This window comes from Parafrankia sp. BMG5.11 (assembly GCF_004337455.1).
Genome location: NZ_SJXI01000144.1, coordinates 25,914 through 47,600, shown reverse-complemented (window position 1 = coordinate 47,600; position 21,687 = coordinate 25,914). Strand labels below are relative to the sequence as shown.

At 72.3% G+C, this 21,687-nt stretch carries 16 protein-coding genes and 1 pseudogene; 9 read left to right on the top strand and 8 right to left on the bottom strand.

Features of this window, described 5'->3' with window-relative positions; translation table 11 throughout:
• Nucleotides 1-216: pseudogene (locus E0504_RS47735) on the top strand (IS5/IS1182 family transposase); the annotation flags it as partial.
• A 98-nt stretch (nt 217-314) separates the two neighbouring features.
• Here the strand turns inward: E0504_RS47735 and E0504_RS47730 are convergent.
• From E0504_RS47730 to E0504_RS47715, 4 genes are all read right to left on the bottom strand, one after another.
• Nucleotides 315-953 (bottom strand): TetR family transcriptional regulator, encoded by a 639-nt coding sequence (locus E0504_RS47730; protein ID WP_112104810.1) that lies wholly within the window; start codon nt 951-953, stop codon nt 315-317.
• Nucleotides 954-1,038: 85 nt separating this feature from the next.
• A complete protein-coding gene (locus tag E0504_RS47725; RefSeq protein ID WP_112104809.1) occupies nt 1,039-2,706 on the bottom strand; it encodes a CocE/NonD family hydrolase in 1,668 nt (555 codons plus the stop codon).
• Nucleotides 2,707-2,846: 140 nt separating this feature from the next.
• Nucleotides 2,847-4,553 (bottom strand): hypothetical protein, encoded by a 1,707-nt coding sequence (locus E0504_RS47720; RefSeq protein ID WP_112104808.1) that lies wholly within the window; start codon nt 4,551-4,553, stop codon nt 2,847-2,849.
• A gap of 74 nt (nt 4,554-4,627) precedes the next feature.
• Nucleotides 4,628-5,242: a TetR/AcrR family transcriptional regulator gene (locus E0504_RS47715; RefSeq protein ID WP_020461616.1), complete on the bottom strand. Its 615-nt coding sequence runs from the start codon at nt 5,240-5,242 to the stop codon at nt 4,628-4,630.
• Between the two features lie 101 nt (nt 5,243-5,343).
• Here E0504_RS47715 and E0504_RS47710 point away from each other — a divergent pair, with 101 nt between their 5' ends.
• The 3 genes from E0504_RS47710 (at nt 5,344) to E0504_RS47700 (ending at nt 8,036) form a co-directional block, all read left to right on the top strand.
• Nucleotides 5,344-6,282, top strand: a complete 939-nt coding sequence (locus E0504_RS47710) for a daunorubicin resistance protein DrrA family ABC transporter ATP-binding protein (RefSeq protein WP_020461615.1) — start codon at nt 5,344-5,346, stop codon at nt 6,280-6,282.
• Nucleotides 6,282-7,190 (top strand): ABC transporter permease, encoded by a 909-nt coding sequence (locus E0504_RS47705; RefSeq protein ID WP_131627831.1) that lies wholly within the window; start codon nt 6,282-6,284, stop codon nt 7,188-7,190. The genes E0504_RS47710 and E0504_RS47705 overlap by 1 nt, the downstream gene beginning before the upstream one ends.
• Nucleotides 7,191-7,262: 72 nt before the next feature.
• Entirely contained in the window at nt 7,263-8,036 is a 774-nt protein-coding gene (locus tag E0504_RS47700; protein WP_112104806.1) for a Clp protease N-terminal domain-containing protein, read from the top strand.
• Between the two features lie 48 nt (nt 8,037-8,084).
• On the opposite strand, the gene E0504_RS53885 is transcribed toward E0504_RS47700, so the two are convergent.
• The 3 genes from E0504_RS53885 to E0504_RS47685 all read right to left on the bottom strand — a co-directional run bounded on the left by E0504_RS53885 (nt 8,085) and on the right by E0504_RS47685 (nt 15,409).
• Nucleotides 8,085-10,355: a serine/threonine-protein kinase gene (locus E0504_RS53885; protein ID WP_131627829.1), complete on the bottom strand. Its 2,271-nt coding sequence runs from the start codon at nt 10,353-10,355 to the stop codon at nt 8,085-8,087.
• Nucleotides 10,356-10,363: 8 nt separating this feature from the next.
• Entirely contained in the window at nt 10,364-12,736 is a 2,373-nt protein-coding gene (locus tag E0504_RS47690; RefSeq protein ID WP_131627827.1) for a protein kinase, read from the bottom strand.
• Nucleotides 12,737-12,853: 117 nt separating this feature from the next.
• The gene (locus E0504_RS47685; protein ID WP_112108827.1) at nt 12,854-15,409 is read right to left on the bottom strand and encodes a protein kinase; all 2,556 of its coding nucleotides are present in this window, start codon (nt 15,407-15,409) and stop codon (nt 12,854-12,856) included.
• A gap of 339 nt (nt 15,410-15,748) precedes the next feature.
• Between E0504_RS47685 and E0504_RS51030 the strand changes: the two genes are divergently transcribed.
• The gene (locus tag E0504_RS51030; protein WP_160144362.1) at nt 15,749-15,889 is read left to right on the top strand and encodes a hypothetical protein; all 141 of its coding nucleotides are present in this window, start codon (nt 15,749-15,751) and stop codon (nt 15,887-15,889) included.
• A gap of 428 nt (nt 15,890-16,317) precedes the next feature.
• Complete coding sequence (locus E0504_RS47680) at nt 16,318-16,959, top strand: carbonic anhydrase (protein ID WP_071063414.1); 642 nt, start codon at nt 16,318-16,320, stop codon at nt 16,957-16,959.
• Nucleotides 16,960-18,971: 2,012 nt separating this feature from the next.
• Here the strand turns inward: E0504_RS47680 and E0504_RS47675 are convergent.
• A complete protein-coding gene (locus tag E0504_RS47675; protein WP_071063472.1) occupies nt 18,972-19,607 on the bottom strand; it encodes an NAD(P)-dependent oxidoreductase in 636 nt (211 codons plus the stop codon).
• Between the two features lie 100 nt (nt 19,608-19,707).
• Between E0504_RS47675 and E0504_RS47670 the strand changes: the two genes are divergently transcribed.
• The 3 genes from E0504_RS47670 to E0504_RS47660 are packed head-to-tail and all read left to right on the top strand — an operon-like array spanning nt 19,708 to nt 21,597.
• Nucleotides 19,708-20,217: a MarR family transcriptional regulator gene (locus E0504_RS47670; protein WP_235014875.1), complete on the top strand. Its 510-nt coding sequence runs from the start codon at nt 19,708-19,710 to the stop codon at nt 20,215-20,217.
• Between the two features lie 58 nt (nt 20,218-20,275).
• Complete coding sequence (locus E0504_RS47665) at nt 20,276-20,605, top strand: PadR family transcriptional regulator (RefSeq protein WP_083391002.1); 330 nt, start codon at nt 20,276-20,278, stop codon at nt 20,603-20,605.
• Nucleotides 20,602-21,597, top strand: a complete 996-nt coding sequence (locus E0504_RS47660; protein WP_112108829.1) for a hypothetical protein — start codon at nt 20,602-20,604, stop codon at nt 21,595-21,597. Before E0504_RS47665 ends, E0504_RS47660 begins: the two co-directional genes overlap by 4 nt.
• Nucleotides 21,598-21,687 lie beyond the last annotated feature (90 nt).

The following is a 21,687-nucleotide window of genomic DNA, read 5'->3' as shown; positions in this document are numbered from 1 at the left end:
GCTGAACTCCGCAAACGCCAGGTGACACCAACCGGCCGCGCCCGGCTACGCGAACGCACCAAGGTCGAACACACCCTCGCCCACGTCGGCCACTGGCAAGGCCGCCGCGCTCGCTACCACGGACAGCGCAAGAACCTGTTCGACCTACGCCGCACCGCCGTCGTCCACAACCTCCACGTCATCGCCCGCCACAGGAACGATCAACAGGCAGCCTGACTACCTGACCGGCGCTCTAGCCGCGCGCGGCTTCGATCAGGTGCGACGTGAAACGTCTGCCACGATGACTTCCACTCCTCGGAGCGAGGGATGGCGCATCATTCGCTGGCGCCGGCCCCGCCCAGGACGACGGTGTCGATGACGGTGAGGGCATCGCTGATCGTCGCCGCCAGGTCTCCGCCGAGCAGATACCAGCGGGTCTGTGCGGCGAGGATGATCGCACCCGCGGCGACTGCGAGCATCGCGGGCTCCAGGTCGTCGGGCGCCTTGCCCAGCCGCATGCCAAGGAACTCGGCGAGGACGCCGTTGAACTCCAGGATGCTCACACCGAGCATCACCCGGGTGGCGTAGAGGCTGGCCTCCACGACCTGGACCCACCGGGCGACCTCGGCCGAGTCCTCGGCGGCGACGACGTCCTGGACGGCCTGGCGGACCGAACGCATCGGCGCCTCGTCCGCGGGTCGGGTCGCCAGGGCGGTTGCGACGGCCTGTGCCCGGCGCCGGACGACGGCCCGCAGGACATCGTCCTTGGCTGGGAAGTAGCGGTAGAACGTGCGGACGGAGATCCTCGCGGCGGCCGCGATGTCGTCGACCGTCACCACGTCGAATCCGCGGAGCTCGAACAACTGGAGAGCGGCTGACTCGACGGCCCGGGCCGCGGCTTCCAGCCGGTCGGCCCGGGCCTGTCGCACACTCGGCGATGTCCGGTACGGCCGCTTTGCGCCGTCCCCAGCCACTCGCCCTCCTGCCCGTGCGCCCGTGACGGTGGATCGGACCGTCCACCACCAGGCTAGGCGCCGGGCAGGCCCCACAGGCTCAGGGTCAGGCGACGGTCGGAAGGGTCAGGGTGGAGCCGCCGACGCCGGTGGCGACGGTGACGTCGACCGGGGTCGGATTCTGGGTGAGCATCGTCGAGACGCCGCCGGAGACGCGCACGGCGATGCGGTGGCCGGCCCCGAACTGCCAGTCGTCCGGCCGGATCGGAACGGTGAGGGTGACGGGTGCCCCGGTCGGCACCGGGGTGGGCACGACGCTCGAGATCCGGTGGCTGGCCCGGAGGAAGCCGTTGTTGACCAGCGTCTCGGTACCGTCAGGTCCGACGTCGAGCAGTTCGACGTAGAGGTTGGCGTCCGGGCCGGACAGCCTCGCCCGCAGCGTGAGCGTCGGGCGGCCGAACAGTGCCGTCGGTGCGGTGAGCGCGCTGGTCTGGAAGAGGACGGACCCCCCGGCGGTCGACGGATCCTGCGGCTGGTGGAACGTCCTGGTTCCGGCCGTCGGGCTGGCCGCTCCCAGCGAGCCGTCCGGGTTGAGGGTGAACGCTCGCGTGGTGGTGCCGGTCGGCCGGTAGCCGATGATCTCCCGCCATCCCGCTGAGGTCGTGCCGGGGCTGGCGCCGGCGTAACTGACCAGCGTCGGCCGGGGCGGGATCGGGACGTTGGGAATCCGCATCACCCAGTGGTCGAACCAGGCGAGTGTGATCCCCGGGGAGAGTCCTTCGGAGTTGCAGACCCGCCCGCAGCTCGGATACCGCAGCGGGGCCTGGTGCGGCCACTGGCCGTAGATGGCCCACGTGCGGCCGAGGGCACCTTCGATGTTGGTGAACTGGCCGGAGCGGAAGTACTGGTCGACCCAGCCGCCCATCGCGAAAATCGGGACGTTGATCGCATGATGGCGGCCGACGAACGATCGTGACTGCCAGTAGTCGTCGTAGGTGGGGTGCGCGCGGTTGGCCGCGTACTCGGCCTCGGCGTTGATCGCTCCGCCGCTGATCAGCTGAGCGGTGTCGGGCCAGTTGTCGATGCTGCCGCCCTCTGTGGTCTTGATGCCACCCGGATAGATGACGTCGCTGTAGAGGTCGGCCGGGGACTGCAGCGGGGCGATGGCGACCAGGTGCGGAGGCCGGTTGATGGCGGCGGCGTAGGTCGTGTCACCGCCGTAGCTCTCGCCGGTCATTCCGATCCGGCCGTTCGAGAAGGGCTGGACGGCCAGCCATTCGACCAGGTCGCGGGCATCCTTGCCGTCCTGGGGCGACATGGCGTGCTGCCAGGTGCCCCCTGATCCGCCGGTCCCCCGCAGGTTGCAGACCAGGGCGTTGTAGCCGTGGGTCGCGAAATAGGTGGCCTCGCTGGCGACGTAGCTCGCCCGTAATGCCGTATACGGAGTGAACTCGACGACCAGGCCGGGGAAGGTACCCGCGGCCGGCGCACCGTTGGTCGCCGGCCGGACCAGGGTGCAGCTGAGCGGGGTGCCGTCCCGGGCCGGAACTGTGGTCTCGGTGGAGACGGTCTGATAGGTGGCCGGACGGTCGTAGTTCCACCAGGCCTGTGTGTCCGCCGATAAAGGACGGGCGAGGACGGGCGTGGGCGGGGATGTCGACGGGGCGGCGATACCGGCCGTTGCGGACAAAGCCGATGCGGACAAAGATGCGGCGACCGTCAGAGCGGCGACCGGAGCGAAGCGGCGGATGAACGTTGGCGCACATCTGGCCATGAGGCTCCTTCCCAATCAGACGGCAGATGCTGCCATACAATTTGGAGAAGGTCACGACGGTCCTCAATTCCGCATACCGGATTCGACGGTCAGCATCCTGTTCTGGTCGCCGCTACAGCTGGTATCGACTGCCTCCGTACTCAGGCCGGCGTGGTGCCGGGCAGCCCGGTGACCCGGGGCAGTTCGGCGATCGGGGGCAGCTCGGTCATCCGGGCGAGCAGCCGGGCCAGGAAGAGCGTCTGGCGATGCAGTAGGTCCCGGTCCAGCTTGTCGAGGTTGTCGCCCGGGGTGACCTGCAACAGGTAGGCCGGCCCGGTGATCATCGCGATGGTGGGGATGCCGAGGCGGTAGGCGAAGGTCCCCTCGCCGTAGAGGCCGTCCTGGAACGGCTTCTGGATGCCGGTGCGGGCCAGGTCGCTGTGGCGGACCTCGTCGGTGGCCAGCCGGCGCAGGGTCTCGCTGTTGCCCACCGCGACGGCGACCGGCTCGGTGCGGCCGGTGGCGCGGTAGGGGCCGGTGCCGCCGTCGTCGTCCCAGGCCATGGCGCCGAGGTGTTCGACGGCGAGCGCCATGTCGATCCCCGCCGTGATGTCGGGGTGCTCGCGCAGCCACTCGTCCGGCTTCACGGTCGCCGTCTCGGCGGTCATGTGGCTCGGAGAGAACATGAACAGCAGGTCGCGGCGGCGGGTGGCGGCCGGGAACCGGCTGAAGTACTCGGCGAGCGCGAGCAGCGCCGGGCCGCCGTTCTCCTCGAGCGCGTTCTGCCCGTCGGTGTGGGTGGCGACGAGGACGGTTCGTGGGTCCTGGCGCGGCCCGGCTCCTGGCAGGCGGGCCAGCAGGTAGTCGACGGTGGTGCGGCTCCGGTCGGCGTCCAGGACGAGGGTGGCGCGCACCGGCCCGCGGGCGAGCAGGCCGCGCAGGAGGGCGCCCTGCTCCCGGTCGACCCGCAGCGCCGGGAGGTCGGCGTGCTCCTGCTGGTGTGGGGTGTACTGCCCGGCGGCGAGGGCGGGTGACATGTCGGAGACCTCGATCATGCCGACGGCGCCGTGGGCGCGGGCGGTGGCCAGGCTCGGCGCCGGCGGGATCCCCAGCCAGACCCGGGAGTAGTCCTCCGCCGCGAACTCGGCGCGGGCCTCGGGCGGGTGGACGTCGTACGCCAGGTCGGCGAGCACCGAGGCACGCAGCCGGGCCACCGGGGCGTCGACCAGCACGATCGCCCCGGACGGCGACCCCGCACCCGGGACGCCCGGGGCATCCGGGGCTCCCAGAGCACCCGGGCCGCTCGCGGCGCCCGCCAGGCCGGCGCCGGCGGCCTGGTAGTCGGCTTCGGCGCCGGCGCCCAGGTCGACCAGCGGTCCCTCGACACCGGCCGGGCCGGTCTCCCCCGAGTACGGCCGGTAGTAGGCGACGGGCACCGACCGGGTCGCGCCGGTGGCGTCGGTGACCCGCAGCGACCAGGACCGCGCGAGCCACTGCGACAGCGGGGTCGGATGGCGGGTCACCTCGAGGCCGTAGTCGCGCAGCTGTCGCTCGAGGTCGTCGATGTGGTGCCGGTGCGCCGCCGAGCCGGTGAACCGCGGTCCCACCGCGGTCATCCGCTCGACCCAGCCCCAGAGCGTGTCGACGTCCACCAGGTCGGTGGCGGCGATCGGGCCCGGCGTGCCGGTGGCGAAGGGCCGGGGCGCGGCGGTGGCCGACGGTGCGCCGCCCGGGTCGGGCGCCGGGCCGTCGCAGCCCGCCGCCCCGGTGCCGGCGACCGCGGCGAACCCGCCGGAGGCCGCCAGCCGCAGCGTCGCGTCGAGGAATCCCCGCCGGCTGGCCGGCTGCCGCCCGTCCCGCGTCGTCATGGCCCTGGATCATGGCAGGTGCGCGGCCACCCGTCGCCACCTGACGGCTACCCGCGCGACACGGCGCGGTTCGGTCAGGAGGTGCGGGTCGGCTGCGCGAGGGCGGCGGCCGGGGACATCAGGTCACCGACGGCGGCGCGCAGCATCCGGCCGAGGTCGGCGTCCGGGACGGCGGCGAGCACCTCACCGCCGAGCACGAACCCGCCGGCGATCGCGCCGAGGGCGCACATCAGCCGCACCCGCAGCTCCACCGGGACGTTCTCGTCGGTGAGGATCCGCTGGAACCGCTCCTGCAGGTCGGCGTGGTCGGCGTCGTGGCTGTGGCCGTGCAGCCGTTCGAGCGCACCGTGGTTGCGGATGTGGAACAGGAACAGCGACCGGTTCGCCAGCATGGTGTTGACGACGAGGTCGAGCAGCTGCGGCCAGCGCTCCGGGCGGGCCAGATCCGCCTCGAGATCGTCGAAGCCCGCCCGGCCGAGATCGTGCAGACGCAGGTGCAGGGCGAGCAGGATGTCGTCCTTGCTCGAGAAGTGGTAGTAGAGCGCCGCCTTCGTGAAGTTCATCCGCTCCGCGATCTCGCGCAGCGACACCGCTTCGTACCCGGCGGTGCTGAACAGCTCCAGGGCCACGTCGAGGATCCGTTCCCGGGTGCTCTTCTCCCCTTCGGTGGGCGCGGGCGGTCTGGGCATGATCTCAACCTACTTGACGACCTGACACGATGTTACTTACCTTGCGACAGGTAAGTCAGCTTACCTGCTGGCAGGTAAATATTCGGCGAGACGGAGCCCGGATGGACCAGATCATGATCGAGGCGACGGACCTCGCGAAACGCTACGGCGACACCCAGGCGCTGGCCGGGGTCGACCTGAGCGTCCCCGCGGGAACGATCCTCGGTGTCCTCGGCCCGAACGGGGCGGGCAAGAGCACCGCCGTGCGGATCCTGACGACGCTGGCCCGGCCGGACGCCGGTCACGCCCGCGTCGCCGGCTACGACGTCGTCACCCAGGCCGGCGAGGTCCGCCGACGCATCGGCGTGACCGCGCAGGACGCCACCGTCGACGAGGCGCTGACCGGCCGGCAGAACCTGCGGATGGTCGCCGAGCTCAGCGGCCTGCGCCGCGGCGCGGCCGCCACCCGCGCCGACGAGCTGCTGGAGCGGTTCGAGCTGGCCGGCGCCGCCGACCGCGTGGTGAAGGGCTACTCGGGCGGGATGCGCCGGCGCCTCGACCTCGCCGCCAGCCTGGTCGCCCACCCGGCCGTGCTGTTCCTCGACGAGCCGACCACCGGGCTGGACCCGACGAGCCGGGCGCGGATGTGGGACGTCGTGCGCGACCTCGTCGCGGCCGGCACGACGATCCTGCTGACCACCCAGTACCTGGAGGAGGCCGACGCGCTCGCCGACCGCATCGTGGTGATCGACCACGGCCGGGTCGTCGCCCGCGGCACCGCCGGTGAGCTGAAGGCGGCGACCGGCGGGCACCGGCTGGAGGTCACGCTGAGCGCCCCGCACGACGGCGCACTCCCCGCGTTGGCGCCTCTCGTCGAGGGCCGGGTCGACGTCGACGCGGACGGGCGGCGGCTGCGGGCCGGGGTGCGCAGCGGCTCCGGGGTGGCGACCGAGGTGATCCGGGCCCTCGACGGGGTGGGTGCGCTCGTCGACGACGTCGTCGTGCACGCCCCGTCCCTCGACGACGTCTTCTTCGCGCTCACCGGCCAGGGAGTGTCCTGATGTCCCAGCTCACCGTCGCGACCGGCACCCCCACGCCGAGCGCCCCCGCGACGCCCGCGACGCCCGCGACGCCCGCGACGCCCGCGGCGCCCGCGGCGCCCGCGCGGTCGGGCTCGATCGGCCAGGCGGTGCGCGACGTCGTCGTGCTGACCCGCCGCAACCTCGTCCACGTCGCCCGGGAACCTCTGCAACTGTCCGACGTGACCATCCAGCCGGTGCTGTTCACGCTGCTGTTCGTGTACGTGCTCAGCGGCGGCGTGGCCGTCGGAGGCGGGGACTACAAGCAGTTCGCCATCGCCGGGCTGATCTCGCTGAACCTCACGACCGCCTCGATCGGGACGGCGGTCGGCCTGAGCACGGATCTGGGCAGCGGCGCCGTCGACCGGTTCCGCACCCTGCCGATCTGGCGGGCCGCCGTCCTCGTCGGCCGGTCGCTGTCCGACCTGCTCTCGTCGCTGGTGTGCATGTCGATCGTCGTGCTCACCGGGCTGGCGATCGGCTGGCGGCCGCACACCTCGCCGGCCCGGTTCGTGGCGGCGTTCGCGATCCCGCTGCTGTTCGCCTACGCGCTGGCCTGGGCGACGGCGTGCCTGGGCATGGTCAGTGACGGCCCGGAGAGCGCGCAGGGGATCGGGCTGGTGGTGTTGTTCCCACTCGCGTTCGTCTCCAACGCGATGGTGCCCGCGGCCGGCATGCCGGCCGCGGTGCGGGCGATCGCCGAGTGGAACCCGGTCAGCGCGGTGACGGCGGCCGCGCGGGACCTGTTCGGCAATCCGAACCCCTCGGCCGCCGCGGACGCCTGGCCGATGCAGCACCCGGTGGTCGCCGCCGTGCTCTGGTCGGTGGGGATCGTCGCGGTGTGCGCGCCGCTGGCGGTCGCCCTCTACCGGCGCCGCACGACCGACTGAACGCAGCCGCAGCCGCAGCCATTCGTCAACTCTAGGTTGACGCTTCGAGGAGCGTCAACCTAGAGTTGACGAATGACGAACCCGAGCCCCGTCCCCATCAGCAACCCCGTCCGCCTCGACGACCTCATCGCGGCGATCAAGAAGGCGCACTCGGACGCCCTCGACCAGCTCACCGACGCCGTCATGGTCGCCGACCACCTCGGCGAGGTGGCCGACCACCTCATCGGCCACTTCGTCGACCAGGCCCGCCGCTCCGGCGCGTCCTGGACGGAGATCGGCGCCAGCATGGGCGTGACGAAGCAGGCCGCCCAGAAGCGCTTCGTACCCAAGGGGCCCGGCGAGCCGTCCAGCCTCGACCCGTCACAGGGGTTCGGCCGCTACACCCCGCGGGCCCGCAACAGCATCGTCGCCGCCCAGAACGAGACCCGGGCGGCGGGCAACGCCGAGATCACCCCCGGCCACCTGATCCTCGGTCTGCTCGCCGACCCGGAGGGCCTCGGCCCGGCCGCCATCGCCGCCCAGGGTGTCTCCCTCGACGCCGTCCGCCAGGCGGTGACCGCGGCCCTGCCCCCGCGGGTGGACGACCTTCCCGCTCTGATCCCGTTCGACGGGCCGTCCAAGAAGGCCCTGGAGCTCACCTTCCGGGAGGCGCTGCGGCTGGGGCACAACTACGTCGGCACCGAACACATCCTGCTGGCGCTGCTGGAGCTGGAGGACGGCACCGGCCCGCTCACCGCCCTGGGGATCAGCAAGACCGCGGCCGAGACCTACCTCGCCGAGGTCCTCTCCCTGATCACCGCCGGGCGCGCCACCGGCGGCCAGGACTCCGGCGTGTCCCCGTCCTGACCTGGCGACGGCCCGGGGCCTCGCGCTCTCACGCTCGCGGCGCCACGGTCACTCGTGAATCGTGGTGATGATCCCGTCGAGGCCGACCCGTCGGATGGTCGTGCCGGTCTCGTTCACGTACAGGACGCCCGCGGCGTCGACCGTGATGCGGCGGGGAAACCAGAGCCGGGCCTTCGCGGCGGGGCCGCCGTCGCCGTCCGAGCCGAGCTCGCCGGTGCCGGCGACGGTGGTGATGGTCCCGCCGGGGTCGACCCGCCGCACCCGGTTGCCGAGGGACTCGACGACGTACAGACCGCCCGCCGGGTCGAACGCGAGGACAGAGGCATCGACGGACAGGCTCAGGGCGGCGGCGGTCGCCGGGCCGCCGTCCCCGCTGTCGCCCTCCCGGCCGCCGCCGGCCAGGGTGCGCACGGCGCCGTCCGGGCCGAGTACCTGGATCCGGTCGGCGGAGTAGTCGGCGATGTAGACCTGTCCGTCGCGTACCTCCAGGTCACCGATGTTGGCCGCGACGACGGGCACGTCCTCCTCGCCCTCCGGGGGCGCCTCGGTGGATCCCGGCTCCTGCGTGCGGGCGACGACGTGCAGGATGCCGTCTCGGTCGACCCGGTAGATCCGGCCCGCGCCGTAGAGGTAGAGGTCGCCGTCCGTGTCGACGGCTATCGGGCCTGAGATGAAGGAGAGCGAGACCTCGGTTGCCGGCTCGCCCTCCCGGGCGAGGCGCGTCCCGCCACCCACCACCGTCGTGATCACCCCGTCGCGGCCGATCCTCCTGATCTTGCCGTTCGAGTCCTCGCCGAGATAGACGGTGCCGGCGCCGTCGACCGCGACGGCGTCGAGCCCACGCAGGCGTGCCTGGACGGCGGGGCCACCGTCACCGTCCGACCCCTGCGCACCGGTGCCCGCGACGACGGACACCTTCCCGTCCAAACCCAGCCGCAACAGCCGGGTGCCGCCGTCCTCGACGACGTAGAAACCGCCGGACGGCGCGGCGGCCCAGGCGGCGATGCTGTCGATCGTCGCGGGCGCGGGAGTCCGCGGCGGGGCGGTCGGGGTGACGGGGACGGCGACCTGGTCGTCGGAGCCCGCACCGCCGCCGACGAGCACGACCACTCCGGTGACGGCCAGGGCGACCGCGGCCACCCCGGCGACCACGACGGCGGTGACGCGCCGCCCGCCCCACCCGGCGGTACGCCGGCGCGGGCCGTACGGGGTGCCCTCGAACAGGTTCCGCCCCGGCGGCCCGGAGGCGCCGCCGGAACCCGCGGAGCCCTCCGGACCGGGCCCACCCGGCGCGACCGGAACCGCCACCGGACCGGACGTCACCGCCAGGTCAGCCGCCCCCGGTGAGCCCGGCGGGCCGGGTTCGCCGGGTGGGCTCACCGGACCGGAGGGTCCGGGCGGGACGGACCGTCCCGCGGCCGGGGTGAAGCGGCGGACGGTGCCGGTGCCACCGGGCGGATCCGGTGCGTCCGTGGTCTCGGTGCGCCGGACGATCAGCCCGCTGCGCGCCAGCCAGTCCGGGCCGAACAGACCGAGGGCCGCCTCCGCCAGGGCGCGGGCCAGCTCGTGCGCGCCGGGCTGGCGGGCGGCGGGATCCTTGGCCAGCGCACGCAGGATGATGTCGCTCACCACCGGCGGCACGCCGGGCGGCGCGGGCGGGTCGACCTCGCACTGATGGCGCAGCAGCTGCGCGACCCCCAGCCCGGGGTCGAACATGGGCCGGCCCGCGGCCAGCTCGTAGAGGACGGCGCCGAGCGCGTAGAGGTCCGCGGGCGGCCCGACCGGCGCACCGGTGATCTGCTCGGGCGCCATGTACTTCGGGGTACCGACGGCGCGGCTGACCGTGCCCGCCCCACCCTCGACGATCTTCCCGATGCCGAAGTCGGTGAGCTTGGGCTGCCCGGCGTCGGTGAACAGGATGTTGTCCGGCTTGATGTCACGGTGCAGCACGCCGTGGGCGTGCGCGTGGGCGAGCGCGTCGGCGACGGCCACCCCGACGGCGAGGGCCGCCTCGGCCCGCAGGCGGTGCTGGGCGAGGCTGCCGCCCCCCAACTTCTCCATGATCAGCAGGCACAGGTCGTCCTGGGCGACGTAGTCGTAGATGCGGACGATGTGCGGGTGGTCGAGGCGGCTGAGCATCCGCGCCTCGGCCCGGAAGTCGTCCGCGAGCGCCGCCACCAGGATCTTGATCGCGACAGGGCGGTCGAGATCCTGGTGGTGCCCGGCGATGACCAGGCCGAACGAGCCCGAGCCGAGCTGGTCGCCGAGGGTGTAGCGGGGCAGCGCGTGGGCGATCCGCGCGCGGTCGACGGCGGGCACGCCGGACCCTAGGCCGCGGTGCCCGCGACCGCGGGCGTCGCAGCTGTCGCGGGCGGGACGGGTCCGGCGGGCGCCGGTGACGCGCCGGGGGCCGGTGACGCGCCGGGGGCCGGTGACGCGCCGGGGGCCGGTGACGCGCCGGGGGCCGGTGAGGACGTCGGGCACGGCGCGGCGGCGCAGCTGCCCGGCGGGAGGCGTACGGCTCGCACCCGGCTGTCGATACCGTCGGCGATGTAGAGGTTCCCGAGCTGGTCGAGAGCGAGTCCGCCCGGGTACACCAGCTCGGCGGCGGTCGCCGGGCCGCCGTTGCCGGAGTACTTCGACACCCCCGTACCGGCGATCGTGGTGATGGTCCCGTCGGGGGCGATGCGGCGGACCCGGTTGCTCCCCGGGTCGGAGAGGTAGACGTTGCCCGCAGCGTCGACGACGAGGTCGGCGCCGACCGCGTTGATCTGCGCCTGGTCGGCCGGGCCGCCGTCACCGGAGTACCCCGTCTTTCCCGTCCCGGCCAGCGTGCTGATCGTCCCGTCCCCGGCGATGCGGCGCACCCGGTGGTTGTCCTGGTCGGCGACATAGAGGCTGCCGTCGGGGCCGCGGGCCAGCGCGCTCGGATAGCTGAACCGGGCGGACGTGGCCGGGCCGCCGTCACCGCCGAAGCCCTCCGCGCCGGTGCCCGCGATCGTGGTGATGATCCCGTCCAGGCCGATGCGGCGGACCCGGTTGTTCTCACCGTCCGCGATCAGCAGACTCCCATCGGTCTCCATCAGCACGGTGTTGGGGTAGTTGAGCTTCGCGTTCACCGCGGGCAGGCCGTCGCCCGAGTAGGCCAGGCCGTCCTCGCTCACCTCACCGGCGAAACCGAACTCGTCCTGCCCCGCGATCGTGGTGATGATCCCGTCCCGGCCGATGCGGCGGACCCGGTGGTTCCGCGTGTCGGCGACGTACAGGGTTCCGTCGGGGGCGACCGCGACACTGGTCGGCTCGTCGAGCTGCGCCTCGGTGGCCGGGCCGCCGTCGCCGGAGAAGCCGTCCGCCCCGGTGCCGGCGACCGTGGTGATCGTGCCGGCCCGGTCGACGCGGCGGATCCGGTGGTTGTCGGTGTCGGCGACGTAGACGTAGCCGCGCGGGGCGTCGATGGTCAGATCGCTGGCGCGGTCGAACTCCGCCTGTACGGCGGGACCGCCGTCGCCGGAGAAGCCGTCCGAGCCGGCCCCGAACACGGTGGTGATCGTGCCCGTGGCCAGCTCCGGCTGCCAGGCCGGCGGCGGCGCGGGCGGCGCCGGGGGCGCGGGCTCGGGCTGGCCCCACACCGCCCAGCCGACCCCGCCACCGGCGACTAGGGCGAGGAGGACAGCCAGCGCCGTCACCGCGAGCGGCACCCGGCCGCCGGATCCGCCGCCGGCGAGCAGCACCGCGGGCAGCCGGGAACGCACCCGTCCGGCCGGGCCCGGGCCGCCGGCACCGCGCCACGGATGGTCGTCGGCCCGCGGGGCCCGCCCGAACCTGCGGGTGGTGATCTGGCGGACGTCGTCGGCGAGGTGGATCGGGATGCCGGCGCGGTCGAGCCAGTGCCGCCCGAACACGGCGGTGGCGGCGCGGGCCAGATCGATCGCGAACGCCCGGGCGCTGGGATGGCGGTCCTCGGGCCGCTTGGCCAGGCTGCGCATCAGCACGGCGGCCAGCGGAGCCGGCACCCCCGGCGGCGGGGGCGGGACGACCTCGGTGTGATGGCGCAGCAGCACCGGCAGCGGCAGCGACGGCGGGGCCAGTGACGCGCCGGTGAACAGTTCGTAGAGGACGACGCCGAGCGCGTACAGGTCGGTGGCCGGGCTGAGCCGGTCGCCGGTGATCTGCTCGGGGGCCATGTAGCGGGGGGTGCCCACCACCCGGCTCGCCGTCGACGCCGACCCCTCGAACACCTTCGAGATACCGAAGTCGGTGATCTTCGGCTGGCCGGCGTCGGTGAACAGGATGTTCGCCGGTTTGATGTCACGGTGCAGCACGCCGTGGGCGTGCGCGTGGGCGAGCGCGTCGGCGACGGCGAGGCCGACCGCGCAGGCGGCCTCGGGGCGCATCACCCGGTGCGTCAGCGTCCCGCCGGGCAGCATCTCCATCACCAGCAGACACAGGTCACCGCGGGTGACGTAGTCGTAGGTCCGCACGATGTGCGGGTGGTCGAGCCTGCTGAGCAGCCGGGCCTCGGTGCGGAAGTCCGCCGCCGCCTCGGCCGCTCCGCTGGAGAGCACCTTGACCGCGACCCGCCGGTCGAGCTCCTGGTGGTAGCCGGCGAGGACGAGCCCGAAGGCACCCGACCCCAGCTCACCGCCGATCCCGTAGCCCGGGAGCGCGGCGGCGACACGCGCGCGGTCGACGACTGGCACGGCTCCCCTCCGTCCTGGTCTGGTCGTCCGGTCTGTCGGTTGTCCGGCTGTCTGGTCCGCTGGTCCGCTGGTCCGCTGGTTCTCGTTCCGGCACCGGGACGGCCGGCGGCTCCGGTGCTACCCGGAGCCGGTCAGCTCCACGTGGAGCACCCGGTTGTGCCGCCGGTCGGCGACGAAGACGTCCCCGGTGGGATCGAGCGCGACCGGCCCATCGGGACTCATCTCGTCCGGGTCGACGGACTCGTCCCGGCCCGGGTGGGCGGTGCCCGCGACAGTGGTGATGATCCCGGACGGGTCGACCCGCCGGATACGCCGGTTGGTCCGGTCGGTGATGAAGATGGCGCCCCGCGCGTCGACGGCGACCCCGCGCGGGGAACGCAGCGTGGCGCGCGTAGCCGGCCCGCCGTCGCCGGAGTAGCCGGGCAGGCCGGTGCCGGCGACGGTCTCGATCACCCCGTCCAGCCCGATCCGGCGGATCCGGTTGTTGCCGGAGTCGGCGATGTAGAGCCGGCCGGGGCGGTCCATCGCCACACTGATCGGGAACGTCAGCAGGGCGTCGACCGCCGGGCCGCCGTCACCGAACGCGCCCTCGCCGTCCCCGCCGGCCACGGTCTGGATGATCCCGTCGGTGCCGACCCGCCGGATCCGGTTGTTGCCGCTGTCGGCGATGTAGATGTTGCCGGTCGGGTCGGCCACGACCCCGCCGGGGTACCAGAGGCTGGCCTCGGTCGCGGGGCCGCCGTCGCCGCCGGGCCCGCGGTCGTCGCCACCGGCCACGGTGGTGATGATCCCGGCCGGGTCGACGCGGCGGATCCGCTGGTTGAACGTGTCCGCGATCAGGATGTTGCCGGCCGAGTCGAGCGCCACCGCCGCCGGCTGACGCAGCTGCGCCTGGGTGGCGGGGCCGCCGTCGCCGGAGAAGCCCGCCTCGCCGGTCCCGGCGATCGTGGTGATCGTCCCGTCCGCCGTGATCCGCCGGACCCGGTTGTTGTCGAAGTCGGCGACGTAGATGTTGCCGGCCCAGTCCGCGACCATCCCGAACGGGCCGTTGAGCGCCGCCGAGCCGGCGGGGCCGCCGTCGCCGGAGAACGCCGCCTCGCCCGTCCCGGCCACCGTGACCACCGGGTACGGCGGTGGCGGCGGCAGCGGTCCCGGCCGTTCCGGCGGCGCCGCCGTACCCGGACCGCTCAGCGGGCTGGCCGGAGCGGCACCGGTGACCGCCTGCTCGTCGCCGGTGACCCGCGGGACGACCAGCGCGGCCACGACCGCCAGCACCGCCGCGACCGCGGCGCCGACAATCCACACCCGCCGCCGGGACGCCCGCCGGCCGGCCGGTCCCTCAGGCCCGCCGGGGCCGGCGTCGGGTGCTCTGCCAGGCGTGGCGCCGGGGGTGGCCCACGGTCCGCCGGGATGGTGGCCGGCAGCCTGGTGACCGGGGCCGCCACCGGCCGGCTCGCCTGGCGCCGCAGGCGGGAACGCGCCGGGCGGGCCGACAGGCACGGGCTCCGGAAGCAGGGAGGTCACCGGCGGCAGCGGCGGGTCCAGCCTCGTGGTCCGCCCCGCCGGATCGTCCTCGGCCCCTGTGCTGGCTCCGGCCCCGGAGGTGCCGGAGCCAGGTGTGCCGCCGGTGCCGGTGCCGGTGGCGCCCGGCGGTCCCAGCGCCGGGTGGGGCCCCGACCCCTGCTCGCGCAGCCCGTCACTGACCGCCAGCGGGACGTCCGCCCGCGCCAGCCAGTCGCCGCCGTACCCCAGCCGCGCGGCCGCGGCGAGATCCATGGCGAACTGCCCGGCGGTGCGGTGCCGCTCCCCCGGCGCCTTCGCCAGCGCTCTGGCCAGCACCGCCGCCACCGGTGGCGGAACGCCCGGCGGCGGAGCCGGGACGACCTCGCAGTGATGGCGTAACAGGTCGGGCGCGGTCAGGCCGGCACCGAACAGCGGCGTCCCGGCCAGCAGCTCGTACAGGGTCGCGGCCAGCGCGTAGATGTCCGTCGCGGGCCCCAGGCGGCCCCCGGTCACCTGCTCGGGCGCCATGTACTGGGCGGTCCCGACGACCCCGCCGGCGGTCAGCGGCGTCCCGTCGACGAGCCCGACCACGCCCAGGTCCGTCAGTTTCGGCCGGCCGTCCGCGGCGAAAAGGATGTTGGCGGGTTTGACATCGCGGTGCAGGACGCCGGCGGCGTGGGCATGCATCAGCGCGTCGGCGGCGGCGAGCACGACCGCGCACGCGGCCTGCGGGGTCAGGCTCTGGCTGGCCAGCGTCCCGCCGGGCAGCAGTTCGGTCACCAGCAGCCGCAGCCCGTCGGCGGGGACGATGTCGAGCAGCTGGCACAGGTGTGGATGATCGAGCTGGGTGAGGATCCGGGCGTCCTGGTCACGGTCCGGGGCCGGCGGCGGACCGGCACCGGGATCCGACCCGAGCACGACGGTGCCCGCGGACGCCCCGCTGGGGCCGTCACCGTCGGCCACGCCCAGGTCGAGGATCTTGACGGCCACGTCCGTTGCGGCGCCGTCGCCCGCCGCGTCGCCTCCCGCCTGGTCCAGGCCAGGCGCGACGGGGCCGGGTGCGAGTCGACGCCCGGCAATCACCAGACCGAACGCGCCCGCGCCCAGCTCGCGGCCGAGCACGTACCCCGGCAGTGCCGTGGCCACCCGAGCCCGGTCGATGACCGACACAGACCGACCTCCTGGTCGCCGCCCCGCGGAACGATGGTGCGCGAGACACGCCCGCTATCACCATCCGTGCCCCTTTTCGGGCACCCCTAGAGTGCCGGATGGTAGCAAAGCGCGATCGGTCCCGGTCTGGCAGTGATACGCCCACCCGGGCCCTAACACGACCGACGCATGACCGGCTTCGACCCCACCGCAGCACTCTGACCTGCGGTAACGCAGCGAACGAGATGCCCGGCGGCCGCGGCACCCGCCCCGACTCGCCGGACCGACCGGTACCCGCTGACGGCTATCCGACAACGAGGCCAGGAGCCGGCCTCCGGCGCGAGCGGCCCTCATGCCGTAGTGGACGACCCTGACACCCGGCGCCGTCCCATCAACGAGATCTGCCTGGTCCGGGACGACCTCCTCGTCGCGGACCTGTGTCACGCCGACCTCGAAGGCGCCTGGCTGGAAGGCGTGCAGGGGACCACATCCACGTGCTGACCCGACATCGCCCTGCCCGACATCGACCCGGGTCACCCCAGCCAATCCCCTGTACGCCCCCGATGTCATTCATGGCTGGCGCGACGACAATCGCACTCCGTGACGTCATCACTGGTGGAGGTGCGAAAACCATTTTCGCATATGTTCGCGGCGAGCTCGTCGCGCCATCCATTCCCGACGGAGATCAAATACCTCTCGGTAGAACAGCAAGATCACCAGTCGGAGGCACGGGCCGTCAACGGCGTTGACTATCTTGGGTTTGGGATGGCGGGCCGCGTTCGAGGGGCGGGACCGGGCATAGGGACGCCCCGGCACCCGGAGGAGACACTTCGACGACCGGGCCTTCGCGGCGCCCGGCTGGTTGTGGTTGCTGGTGGCGTTGGCGTGATCGGGTTCGGTTCGGCGCCCGACCAGATAGGTTGCTGCGCGTGCCCGATTTCAATCTCGCTGCTTCCTCGCCCGCTGAGGCGTTCGCGGTTCTGAGGGAAGGCAACGCGCGCTTCGTGCGCGGTGAACGGCTGCACCCGAACCAGGATGCTGACCGTCGATCGGCTGTGGCGCCGAGACAGCATCCGTTCGCCGTGCTGTTCGGATGTTCTGATTCCCGCCTGGCAGCTGAGATCATCTTCGACCGGGGGTTGGGGGATCTCTTCGTGGTGAGGACCGCCGGTCACGTCGCCGGGCCTGAGGTTCTGGGCAGCATCGAGTACGGCGTCAGCGTGCTCGGCGCGCCACTCGTCGTCGTTCTCGGGCACGATTCGTGTGGCGCTGTCACCGCGGCGTCCGAGGCAGATCGTGACGGGACCGCGCCTGCGGGCTATCTCGGGGACGTGGTCGAGCGGGTGATGCCGAGTGTGTTGTCGGCGCGGGCGGCCGGACACACTGACATCGACGCGTTCGTGCGCACGCATATCCGGCGGACGGTCGACGGCCTGGTCGGCCGATCAGTCCTGCTCGCGGCCGAGGTCGCCGCAGGACGATGTGCGGTAGTCGGTCTGTCCTACCGGCTCGCCGAGGGCACCGTCGGCGTTGTCACCAGCCACGGGCCTGTACCCGCAGCCACCCGATGACCTGCGCCGGCGCCCTCCGGCTGCCTCACTGTGGACCACACCGGCGACCGGCCTCGCCGAGTCGCGGCCCTACCTGTCAAGATGGTTCGAGCCAGGGATGTCGGTACATGCCTCACCAGAACCTACCTCGATGATTGATGGATCGTACGGGGCCCGCGCTCACGGCTCTATCCACTAAAGCGCGAGACCGTCCTTTAGCCGCCCAGATTCATTACCCGTGTCCGTAGTAGTTTGCTCGCTTGTCCACCAAGAGGCGAACGACCGATTCGGCGATCGATAACGAAGGGTCATTTCGAAGGCTCCGATATTCATCCAGGCGTAGAGTTTTACCATTCTCGAGCGATAGAACGGGAATTCGCCAGGGAAGAACTTCGCCCGGATCGACAATGGAGGTGGAATTTATTTCGGACCAGGAGAATTTCCTGGTGTTTTGGATTCTGTGAAGTGAAATCCCCACATCTCCCACCACGACTCGAAGGCGAATTAGTCTCACAATCAAGAGGGTACTCAGTGTCGCTATAGCTCCGCTTGAAGATGCGGCCACCTACGCCTCCCACCTCGTCAGCGGAAACTACCAGTCCACTTAGGCCGATCGCTCCAAAGGCCATTGCTGGCACTGTCATCGCCCAACTATAGAGGCGGGGTCGCAGTACTATCCCGTCAGCAGCCATAGCAGCATTCCTTCGATCAGGGTGCACAGTAGCGGCGGTCCCGCCACCGAGCGAAACCACTGGTAAAATTTGCGGCCCCGCCCAGTCCGCCTCCCGCTTTCAGAATCCCTTCGTATGCCGGCAGAGGATGGGGAGTAGGGCAGGCCGAAGCGGTCGGCACGCCTATTTCGTAAAGTGCTATTCTTCCATGGATCACGTCGTCTTATGGACCCTCGCCGACAAAGCATCACCCACTCTCACCAAAAATCTAATCGCCGCCACCTGAGACAAATGGACGCACCGAGACCGCGTCGTCGAGGCCACCGAGGCCCGCGCCGGCCTCGACTTCCCCCACGCCGTCCAGGCCGTCCAGATCACCCGCCGACGGCGGCCCCACACCGGCGGACCCGAGAGGACGACCTCGCCCGCGGCCACTGGACCATCGAGAACCAGTTGCACTGGATCCGCGACGTCGCCTTCGACGAGGACGACCACCGCGCCAGCACCGGCAACGCCCCTCAGGTCATGGCCAGCCTCCGCAACCTGACGATCAGCATCCTGCGCCTGACCGGCGCCACCAACATCGCCCAGGCACTATGCCCCCACGCCCGCCAACTCGAACGACCACTTCAGGCGATCATGAAACCTGAATTACTAGCCCGCAGCCTTGCCGGAGCCCTGCCCCCGGCCGGCACGGTGCTCCTCAGCATTGATGAGAGAACCGGGATCAGGCGAAGACCCGCAGATCCTGCTGCCACCCGACCGCGGCGCACGCCAGGAGTCCGAGTACGGACGAAAAAGATCCGTTCAACCAGATTCCCATTCAACAGCGATCTCAAGATCCTGAAACCACTCTTCTATCCGGCGTTCATTCTCGGCCCAAATATCCCAACCCTCACCCGGGTCACCCGGCGGATTCTCCGAGACGTAGATATGCCAACCAGCTCCGGCCCTGTCTTTTTCTATGCAGATATAACGGCCACCATACTCTCCGACTACAACCCTTCCAGCCACACCCGTTCGCCACAATGGAATCGACACAGAAACCCCTCGTCTCCCTACTGTAGATCCGAGCCGGGGTCGAATCCGAAGATGACCGTTGTGACGCCACCTTCCACTCGGCTTCCCGCGTCGCTCAAAATTACTCCAGACTCCGCCGTACGGGTTCCTCGCAGGACTCCTGTTACGAAGGCCCTATACGCCGTGACCGCGCCCCTGCCACTGAGATAAAGGAGGCGGCAGGCTGAACTACAACGGCTGTACCAGGAGAACGCCCGCCTGCACAGAGCGCTGCTGCGGCGGGGAGACACCGCTCCCGCACCGAGGCCCTCCACGTCGTGCCGGCCGGCGGCCGGCGGCGGTTCAGTGCGCGACGGTTACCGCTCGGCGGTGGAGGTCGCGGCGGTCGAGCACGTCCAGCAGGGCCATGGCCAGGTCGGAATAGGTGATGCTGCGGGCCCTCGGCAGCGGCGCCTCCGTGGCGACGCGGTAGGAGCCGGTCCCGGGGCGGGCGATCAGGCGGGGCGGGCGCACCGAGATCCAGTCGGCGTCACTGGTCCGCAGGATGTCCTCCATCCGCCGCATGTCGGCGTAGGCCTCGCCGAAGAAACGGTCGAGTACCGGCATCATCAGCCGCCGTTCCAGGAAGGGCAGTTCGCCGCGCGGCCCCGCCGGGGTCGCGGAGATCACGGCGATGGTGCCCGCGCCGCCGGCCCGCATCGCCGCGAGCAGGTTGCGGACGCCGGTGGAGTACACCGTCGTCGGTTCCCTGCCGGCCGCCGCGCCCAGCGCCGAGACGACGGCTTCGACGCCGGCGAGCGCTGGGAGGAGGGTGTCCCGGTCGAGCACGTCCGCGGCGGCGACCTGCAGGTTGTCGTGCCGGGCCGGCACCGCCTCGGGCCGGCGTGCCACGGCCGTCACCCGATGGCCGCGGGCCAGTGCCTGCTCCACGACCAGGGCTCCGGTCCGCCCGGTCGCCCCCACCACGGCGATCTTCATCTCAGCCACTCCCCACCTCGATCACACAGAATCGGCGCCAAACGCCCGTCCAGTGATTGTCACCTTAGATGACAATCACTGGACGGTACACTTCCGACTCGTGAGCGACGTCCCGGCGGCCCCCTACTCCGCGTCCCTGCCCTTCCTGCTGTCCCAGGTCGGCGCCTGCACGGCGCAGGAGTTCGCCGACCGGCTGGCGCCGCTCGGCGTCTCACCGCGAGCGTTCGGTGTGCTCAGCAACCTGACCACCGCGGCCGCGGGCCGGACCCAGCAGCAGCTCGCGGACGCGCTGGGCATGCACCGCAACAACATGGTCGGGTTGATCGACGAGATGGAGGAGGCGGGCTGGGTCCGGCGGCGGCGCAGCGCACAGGACCGGAGGGCCTTCGAGATCGACCTGACGCCGGCCGGCACGGCACTCCTGGAGCAGGTCGCGGAGATGCTCCCACCGCTGGAGGGCGAGATCGCCCGCGATCTGACCGCCGACGAGCGGCGGGTGTTCGTCGGCCTGCTGCGCCGGGTGGCCGCGACGCTGAAGCTGCACCCGGGGATCCATCCGCACCTGGGAGCCCGGCCCCGTTCCACCTGTGCGACGCCCGAGGATTCCTAGGCCGATCACCGGCCGCCGGTATACCGATGGGCGGCACAGTCGACGGTATGATCGCGGGGTGTCCGCCTCCGTCCCGCTGCGGGAACCGACGTTTCTCATTCTCGCCGCGCTGGGGCCCGGGCCGCTGCACGGCTACGGGGTGATCAAGGCCGTCGAGGAGATGTCCCAGGGGCGCGTCCGGCTCCGCGCGGGCACCCTGTACGGCGCGCTCGAACGCCTGGAGGCTGACGGGCTCGTCGCCTTCGACGGTGAGGTGTCGGACGGCGGCCCGCCACGCCGCAACTACCGGCTGACCGACACCGGTGCCGACCTGCTTGCTCAGGAGGCCGCGAGGCTGCGGGCGAACGCCGACCTGGCCGTGGCCCGGCTCGGGTTGCGCGGCACGTGACGGCGTCCACCCCCGGCCCGCTGGGACGCTGGAGCGACGGCCGGCTCGCCGCGTCGACGCGGTGGCTCGCCGCCCGCCTCGAGGGTGTGGACCCCGCGTTCACCCACGACGTGGCGCTCACCGTCGCGGAGGTCGGTGCCACCCGCGGCCGGCGCGCCCACCTCGGCGAGCTCGGGTCGCTCGCCGCGCTGGCGCTGCGCCTGCGCGCACGGGCCCGCGCCGGACCGGGGCCTGTCGACATCTGGCGCGGCGGCCTGTACCTCGGCGCGGTGGTGTTACTGCTCGTCATGACGGTGGATGTCTGGACCGCACAGTTCGGCGGCGCGACGCCCCGGATCACCCCCGCTCTCCTGATTGGTCAGGTTCCCGAGTGGTGGACCGCCGTGGCGGGAGTGAGCGGGGCGGTAGGCGTCGGACTGGGATACAGCGGGCGGCGGGCCGGCGCACTGACGGCAACCGCGCTCACGGTCCTGGTCACGATCACAGCCAGTCTGACCGCCGCGAACAGCGGCGGGTACGGGGATCTCGGCTGGCTGTCCGGCCTCGGCGTGGTCTTCCTGGGCCTGCTGCTGGGCCGTCCGGCGCAAAGGCCGGCGGCAGCGGCCGGGCCCTCCGTGCGGCACTGGCCGCGGTCCGCGCGCCGGGCCGGCGTCGCCGCGACCTACGCCGCCGGCCCGCTGCTCGCACTCGCCGCGACCTGCACCGTGGGAGAGGCGGCACCGGTCGCGCTCCGCCTCGGCCTGACCGTCCTGCTGCCCGCCTTGTGCGTCCTGCTCGGCGGGCAGGATCCACGGCTGGCGGCCGCCGCGGCCGTCGTGTGGTTCGGCCGGCTCGCGCTGGGTGCGCTCGGGGAGCTCGGCGACGCCCTGCGGGCCGTGGCGCTCGACCGTGACGAGCTGCTCCTGCTGCGCTGGCTGCTGATGGCGGCGGGAGTGGCGATCGCGGTGGCGGTGACCGGCAGTGGAAGCCGCCGCCTCACCGAACTGCACTGAAACTCACTGACCCGCACTGACCCGCGCCTCCAGCGGGGCGGCCAGCTGTCCCGTTGCCCACTAGTACGTCTACCGTTATATTGGCGATCA

Coding starts and splice junctions, on each gene's coding strand:
- E0504_RS47725 (WP_112104809.1), bottom strand. CDS start 2,706: ATGGCCAGATGTGCGCCAACGTTCATCCGCCGCTTCGCTCCGGTCGCC.
- E0504_RS47720 (WP_112104808.1), bottom strand. CDS start 4,553: ATGACGACGCGGGACGGGCGGCAGCCGGCCAGCCGGCGGGGATTCCTC.
- E0504_RS47715 (WP_020461616.1), bottom strand. CDS start 5,242: ATGCCCAGACCGCCCGCGCCCACCGAAGGGGAGAAGAGCACCCGGGAA.
- E0504_RS47710 (WP_020461615.1), top strand. CDS start 5,344: ATGGACCAGATCATGATCGAGGCGACGGACCTCGCGAAACGCTACGGC.
- E0504_RS47705 (WP_131627831.1), top strand. CDS start 6,282: ATGTCCCAGCTCACCGTCGCGACCGGCACCCCCACGCCGAGCGCCCCC.
- E0504_RS47700 (WP_112104806.1), top strand. CDS start 7,263: ATGACGAACCCGAGCCCCGTCCCCATCAGCAACCCCGTCCGCCTCGAC.
- E0504_RS47675 (WP_071063472.1), bottom strand. CDS start 19,607: ATGAAGATCGCCGTGGTGGGGGCGACCGGGCGGACCGGAGCCCTGGTC.